The following is a 6,754-nucleotide window of genomic DNA, read 5'->3' on the forward strand; positions in this document are numbered from 1 at the left end:
GGCGGTTCAGATTCTGCGCTTCGCCGACGACGGTCTCTGGGGCAGGCTTTCGGCCTTAGGGATAATAATGATCTTCATCTCGACCGCGCTCGTGGTCATGGCCACGCTCATCGGCGTAAAGCTCAGGACTGTAGAGGGCGGAGGATAGGCTTGGTTTCCCTGCCGGTGATGCAAGACCGACCGCGCGGGCTTGCAAGCCGCTTTGTGCGGAGTGATTAATGGTGTCTGACCCCATTGATCACTTCCATTTATTTACATGCCCTTGCGGGCCACGCGCAGGAGCCGCATTACCTCGGCCACCACTTTGTGCTGATACTTCTTGATGCGTGCGTGGGCATCCGACAGGCGCTCGTGCCGCGCGGCGTGCTCCCGATGTAATTTGGTCCAGGCCTTGTCCGTTTTCTTCTCGGCCCCGCTCTTGGCCTCCTCCCGCAGCGCAAGCTCGTGGGCGCAGCGACGCTGCTCGCTTTCCCACACGCTGTCCGCGTGGGCGGCCAAGGCGTCGAGCGAGTCTCGCAGCATGTCCTCGACCTCGCGCAAGTCGCCGAGCGCCACGCGCAGTTCCTTGTTCCACTCATCGATGTCAGACCGCCAAGTATCGCTGTCGGACTGCCATTGGCGGTGCTGTACGTGCATCTTCTGCTGGATGGTCTTGCTCATCGGATCCTCCCTTGCCGTAAACGACTGAAAAAAACGCTATGCGAACAGCGGCGGTTCGCTCGAAGCCATCTCAAAAACGTCGCGAGCGGCCGTCAGCCGGGTGAGGACGGAGCGCAGCAGTTATTGAGATAGCTTCTAGACTCGCACTAGCTTGGTCCAGCCAAACCCGCGACGGTAGTCGAGCATCGAGACGACCTTCGGTTGCACACGCACGAACGCCGTCTCCGCCAGATCCTCCGCACTAAGGCCCTTCATGTCCTTGAACTTGCGCGACAGCAGCGCGAGCGCGCGTTTTGTGTCAGCCGGGCGCTCGAGGACCTTCGCGGTGGCGCCCATGGAGAGCCCCGTAATCTTCTTCCAGTTGGCTGTGTCCTTATTGATCGTGAGCGAAACCTTGGACGAGCGCCGCAGGTTGCGAACTTTCTGGCCGTTGCGGTCGCACGCGAAGTAAAGCGTCAGCCCGTCGTTGGCGTAGGTCACCGTCGTCGCCTGCGGGTAACCGTCGGGCCGCACAGTTGCGAGGCTCATGATGCGGTTGGTTATGAGCTGATCGAGGATGAAGCGCTTGGTTGACGGGGTCACGGTTCCTCCCTGCCTGGCAAGGCCGGCACTGACTTGAGGCACGCAGCATGGCACAACCGTCGGGCGGCAACTTTGACGCATATCAGGATCAAGCGGGCAGAAAATATATCGTGCCTGGTCCCCTTTAATTGGCCCCGGTCAGTTCACGCGCCAGCTTGACTCGTGGCTGGCGCTGAGTGTCTTCGCCAAAATCCAACCGGCCGCCGCGCCGCCTCGCGTCCGGGCCACGAGATAAGGCACACTGACCCGCTTCATTATTCTGACCCGGATTTACCCGCCGCCGACAGCCCCAAAGCCTCCATTATCTCGCACCCACCGGGTAAATGCGGGCTGGCGATCATCTGCTATCTTTCCCGTATTACCCGGAAAAATATATGGCAGCACTCCCAACGCCCGGAATGCACACTGAAACAGGACAAGCGCATGCTTGTTTGGAGATGATCGATGAATAGAGATATTTCAAAACTCGTTGTTGGATTAGCGACCATAATATTGGTTGCAGGTTGTCACTGGCACTCCAATAACTCTTCAAGCCAGGTCGCGCCAGTCATTGACCCGGCTTCACAAAACGATTTCGGAGGTTCGGGCGTTGTGCTGGACAATGCGTTAGTCAGCTCCTTTGTGCTGTTTCAAAACGATGCGGTGTCCAGATTAATCAACCGCGATGGTGGCGCGGTTCAGAAAAACGGCGTTAATAATATTTACTCCATTGGCGCCTATGTTGATCCCAACGACGGAAACCGGGTAAAGCTGTTTGTCAACGATCGCGTAAATCACCGCATCCTGATATTTAACGCCATCCCGCAAGACCAGACAGCACAACCTGACGTCGTCGTCGGCCAAGCCAATTTTACCGATGGCGTCCAGAACGCCGGCGCCGGGCCAGCCGGGACTCCATCCGCAGCGGGTTTTAACGAGAACGTACACATGTCTGTGTGTTCGAATGGCATGATGCTCGTCTCCGACCGGCTGAACAACCGCGTGCTTGTTTATAACAAGGTGCCAACGGTCAATGGCACCGCGGCGGATTTCGTGATTGGCCAGCCGGATTTCTCAACGAATGCCCAAGTCAATCCGCCGACAGCGAATTCCTTGTATCACCCGTATACGGCCTACTGCATGGCTTCGAAATTATTCATTGTCGACAAGGATAATAATCGAATACTGGTTTACGATCCGATTCCACTCGGCAACAATCCCACCGCGTCTTACGTTATCGGACAGCCGGACATGACGACGAATACGGCGGGATGTGCGGTGGACAAACTCAACGGCCCTTATGAAATCCTGCGTGTTGGTGACACATTTTTTGTCGCGGACGGAAGTAATAACCGCGTTCTGGCATTTGACAACATTCCCACTGCTTCAGGCCCCTCGGCCAATGCGGTCCTGGGACAAACCGATTTTTCCACATCGTGCCTGCCTAACAAAACAAATACTCCCACGCCTTCCGCCTCATCGCTCTGGTTTCCGAATTCATTGGCGGCGAAAGACAACAGGCTTGCTGTCAGCGATCACAGCAACAACCGGATTATGTTTTTTGACCTTCCGATAACCACAAACCAGTCGGCGTTTGCACAATTCGGTCAACCGGACTTCATCACCGCGACGGAATACAATCCGCCTTCCGCTAACTCCGTGACGAATACCAAGGGGTTAATCTACGATCGGCAATTCATGTGGATAAGCGATGGACGGAACAATCGCCTTACGGTAATTCCGTTACCCTATTAATAAGAAACAAGAGAAGATAAATGCTGAGCGCCTTCGCCAAAATCAAACCGGCCACCACGCTGCCTCACGTCCGGGCCACTGGATAAGGCACACCGATCCGCTTCACTTCGACAACCGGGTTACTTATCAGGAAATCGGGGCCGTGATTGAACTGAAGAGATAGCTGTACAGGTGTATCAGCGGAAACTGTGATCTGAGCTAACCCGGATTTCGGCTTTTCATTCGCGACGCGGGCGTGCCAAAGTCTGGCGCCAGATGTTCAGCGCCGAACGCGCGCTGCCGTCGTAGTGGCGCAGACCCATATTACCGAACACCCGCATCAGCGATTCGCCGTAGTCTCCCGCCGCCGCATAGAAAGTGTCGGTAAGCAGGCAGGTGTCACTGCTGTCGCTGCACGGGCAGGTATCGGCCACTGCCGCATCCAGATAATCGCGGTTGAGCCACCATATTACCGCTTCGAATCGCCGCGTTTGCGCCTCGCCCAGCAGCCAGGTCATGTAGGCTTCGAGTTCGCTGTCGTTGGCCATCGAGGCGGGTATCAGCACGGCGCCGCAACTGCCGCTGGCGCCGTGCTGATAGCTCTGCAGAATCTTCACCGTCGCCCAGCCCGTCTCCGAGATCCAGATCTTGCGCGCCGTGGCGTTCTGGATGGTAGCGTAGGTGTCGGTGGGGTAGGAGAAATTGTATTCAGCGCTGAACTTCCACGGCAACGGGTAGCTCGACAGCGCGAGACGATCGCCCGGTATCGACAGCGCTTCCGGCAGATGCAGCGCAAAACAGGCGGCTGCCGACACACCGCTGCCGCAAGACGCCGCGGGTTCGGCGGTACCGTACAGATACTCCAACTGGAAAGTCGGGAACACCACCAGCTGCGGATAGGCGGCCTTAATGGCATTGTGCACGTCGCTGTACCAGGCGATATACGCGGCCTTGTCCGCCGGCGCACAACGCGCGAACTGCATGTTCATCTCGATGGCCGGACTGAAGAACGCCGGCTGGGTCAGGTCGATGATGTATTTCGCGTAGTTGATATAGGCCAGTTTGTAATTCTGCGCATTGGCATCGCTCGAAAAGCGGTAACACCCGGCGGTATCGGCCGGCGCCCAGTTTTCCGTGCGCGCCCCGCCGTTATCGATGTTCGGCGCGAGAGTGGTACGGTTGCCGAGCGGTGACAAAGCGACATACAGGGTCTTGCCCGTCGCACGGGCGTTGTTCGCGAGAGTGGTCCACTGTGTTACCCAAGCGGACGGCAGGGTGCTGGAATTCTGAAATTGATTCCAGGGAATGCCCAGAAAGTCGTCCACATGGACCGACAGCAGATCGCGGTCATCGAGATTCTCGAAGCGCCAATCGGGAAATGCGGTAGCGGTGGTGAAGAACGGGGTGCTGCCCAAATAGAACGGGCGGGAAGCCGTGGTGGCGGTGGAACCACTCGATTTATGCGAACCGCATGCCTGGACAGCAACCAGCGTTACCATCGCCAGACCGACCAGGGCAAAGATCGTCCTTTTGTTCACCGTCATATTCCTGTATTGGGTATGTCGGCCCAAGTGTAATCCGCAAAATTAAATCGTGCATGAGCTACCCCCTGCTTCCAGACTCCCAAGTAAACCACGCTGACCACAGAGGGGAGTACCATGAAAATCGAACAGGTTGTGTTCGATTTTCATGGTAGCGAGGCTACGACCACGCCTCGATTTTCAATCCTTTCACTTTCTTGAATTCCCGGACGTTATTCGTCACGAGCACGACATTAAGGCTCTCGGCTTGGCCGGCAATCAGCATGTCGAGCGGGCCGATGGGATCGCCTGCCTTTTCCAACTGCGCGCGAATTTCGCCATAGGCGATAGCGGCGCTTTCATCGAACGCCATCATTTCAAGCGGCGCCAGGAACAGATCGAGCGCTTCATGGTTTTGTCTGGAGCGCTGGCTTTTGGAGGCGCCGTAACGCAGTTCGGCGACCGTAACGGCGGAGACACCGACATCACCCGCCCGGCAGACGTGAAGCTTTTCGATAACCGAGGACGGCCGTTTATTGATGAGATAAATGCAGGCGTCCCTATCCAGCAGATCTTTCATTCAAAGAACTTTGCCCGGCGTTGTTGTTTCCTGGGCTGACGCCGGTGAGGGAAGTCGGAGGAAAATCGCCCCAGGCCTTCTTCCAGAACCTGCCACGGATTGTCGAGCGGGAACAGGACAACGGCGTTGCCGATCTTCTTGATAACGACTCGGTCGCCCTTGAAGCGGTACTCCTTGGGCAGGCGCACGGCCTGGCTTCGTCCGTTCTGAAACAGCTTGGCGGTATCCACGGTCCTCTACTCGAAATACATACCTGTATATATTTTTTGAGTGGCCTGTCCAGACTGACGCCGACGCCAAGGCCTTCTTAAAAATCTTCACCCCCTGTTTCACAAACTCCACCGCCTTGGCTTCCATGCCTTTCTGAAGCGCCTCCTCTTCCGACAGCTTCTGGCTGGCAGCACATGCCGAGAAGACGAGCGGCGACTCAGGCAGCGTGCAAGGTCAGCATCGCCTTGGGATTTTTCTCCACGATCCGCAGCAAGGCGCGTGCCGGGCCGGTGGGACGGGTGCGGCCCTGTTCCCAGTTCTGGAGTGTGCGCAAGTTGACGCCGATGAGCGCGGCGAACTGCGATTGGCTCAAACCCGACTTGCGACGGATTGCGCGCACGTTCGGCTCGCGGACCTTGGTCACCCGCACCCCCGCCACTTTCTCGCCGCGCATGTGGCGGCCCATGTCCTGTACGCTGGAAACCAGTTCCGCGAAAGCCTTCTTATCCATCGTGTGTCTCCTGTTTCATAATGCGCGCCAACTGCTTGAGCTGTTCGCGTGTAAGGTCCGATTGCTCGTTCTTGGCATAAGCATAGACAAGGTAACAATGTTCCCGTCGCGCCCACCAGTAGTAAATCACCCGTGCCCCACCGCGTTTGCCGCGACCCGGGAGCGGCACGCGCAGCTTGCGTAATCCACCGCCTCCGGAAATGACGTCGCCTGCCTCGGGGTCGGCCAGCAGCATTTCCTGAATCCTTTGTAACGCTTCATCGTCGAACAGACCGGCCGCCACGCGCGTGAACACCGGGAGTTCAACGAAGATCATGAACTGACCATACGCTAACAGCGTATAGCTGTCAACCGGCCATGAATGTTGAGTGCTTTATTACTGAAGGTCCCGTGGCTTTTTCTGTTGCCTGAAATCAGGAGGCAATAAACGCCGCCGCGCGCGCGATCACGTCCGGGTCGCGCAGGATGCGGCGGTGTCCGAGGCCGGTGGTGCGGACGAATTGCGCGCCGGGCCAGGCCTGCGCCACCGCGATGCCTTCCTCGATGGGAACGTCACGGTCGTCCTGGTCGTGGATCACCAGGCCCGGCACGTCGAGTTGGCGTGCCAGGACTTCGGGGGCAAAGCGCTGCCATAGATCGGCGCCGAACTGCGCCTCGAATTTGCGGTTGAATATTTCCTGCACCCGGGGGCCGATATCCAGCGCAGTGAAAAACTTTTGCGTGAGGTGGCGCACATTGTCCGGCGGGCTGATGGCAACGATGCGGTTCACCTTGAGCCCCTGCTGCACGGCGTAGATCGCACAGGCGACTCCGAAGGAATGCCCGATGACCGCGTGCACCGGCCCGCAGGCCCGGGCCACGGCGTGGATGGCCTCGCTGATTTCCGGCAGGTTGGTGGCGCGCCCCGGCGAGCGGCCGTGTGCCGGCGTATCGAACGTCACCACCCGGAAGCCGGCGCGGACCAGCATTGGTGCGAAC

The 6,754-nt window shown here is 58.0% G+C and carries 9 protein-coding genes; 1 reads left to right on the forward strand and 8 read right to left on the reverse strand.

Annotation, left to right across the window (positions count from 1 at the left end; translation table 11 throughout):
- Positions 1-252: 252 nt before the first annotated feature.
- On the reverse strand, positions 253-660 hold the full coding sequence (locus WB402_RS09715; RefSeq protein WP_424207327.1) for a hypothetical protein: 408 nt from the start codon (positions 658-660) through the stop codon (positions 253-255).
- Between the two features lie 135 nt (positions 661-795).
- Positions 796-1,242, reverse strand: coding sequence for a pyridoxamine 5'-phosphate oxidase family protein (locus WB402_RS09720; protein ID WP_424207329.1), 447 nt, complete (start codon positions 1,240-1,242; stop codon positions 796-798).
- A gap of 444 nt (positions 1,243-1,686) precedes the next feature.
- Here WB402_RS09720 and WB402_RS09725 point away from each other — a divergent pair, with 444 nt between their 5' ends.
- The gene (locus WB402_RS09725) at positions 1,687-2,976 is read left to right on the forward strand and encodes a hypothetical protein (RefSeq protein WP_424207331.1); all 1,290 of its coding nucleotides are present in this window, start codon (positions 1,687-1,689) and stop codon (positions 2,974-2,976) included.
- Positions 2,977-3,194: 218 nt separating this feature from the next.
- Here the strand turns inward: WB402_RS09725 and WB402_RS09730 are convergent, their stop codons facing one another.
- The 6 genes from WB402_RS09730 to WB402_RS09755 form a co-directional block, all read right to left on the reverse strand.
- Positions 3,195-4,493: a hypothetical protein gene (locus WB402_RS09730; RefSeq protein WP_424207333.1), complete on the reverse strand. Its 1,299-nt coding sequence runs from the start codon at positions 4,491-4,493 to the stop codon at positions 3,195-3,197.
- 163 nt (positions 4,494-4,656) lie between these two features.
- Complete coding sequence (gene vapC / locus WB402_RS09735; protein WP_424207335.1) at positions 4,657-5,055, reverse strand: type II toxin-antitoxin system tRNA(fMet)-specific endonuclease VapC; 399 nt, start codon at positions 5,053-5,055, stop codon at positions 4,657-4,659.
- The gene (gene vapB / locus WB402_RS09740; RefSeq protein WP_424207337.1) at positions 5,052-5,285 is read right to left on the reverse strand and encodes a type II toxin-antitoxin system antitoxin VapB; all 234 of its coding nucleotides are present in this window, start codon (positions 5,283-5,285) and stop codon (positions 5,052-5,054) included. The genes vapC and vapB overlap by 4 nt, the downstream gene beginning before the upstream one ends.
- A gap of 197 nt (positions 5,286-5,482) precedes the next feature.
- A complete protein-coding gene (locus WB402_RS09745; protein ID WP_424207339.1) occupies positions 5,483-5,776 on the reverse strand; it encodes a helix-turn-helix domain-containing protein in 294 nt (97 codons plus the stop codon).
- Positions 5,769-6,092 (reverse strand): type II toxin-antitoxin system RelE/ParE family toxin, encoded by a 324-nt coding sequence (locus WB402_RS09750; RefSeq protein ID WP_424207341.1) that lies wholly within the window; start codon positions 6,090-6,092, stop codon positions 5,769-5,771. The genes WB402_RS09745 and WB402_RS09750 overlap by 8 nt, the downstream gene beginning before the upstream one ends.
- A gap of 97 nt (positions 6,093-6,189) precedes the next feature.
- Positions 6,190-6,754: alpha/beta fold hydrolase (locus WB402_RS09755; protein ID WP_424207343.1), on the reverse strand; the 565-nt coding region annotated here is incomplete at its 5' end.

This window comes from Sulfuricaulis sp., from assembly GCF_049587675.1.
Taxonomy (GTDB): Bacteria; Pseudomonadota; Gammaproteobacteria; order Acidiferrobacterales; family Sulfurifustaceae; genus Sulfuricaulis.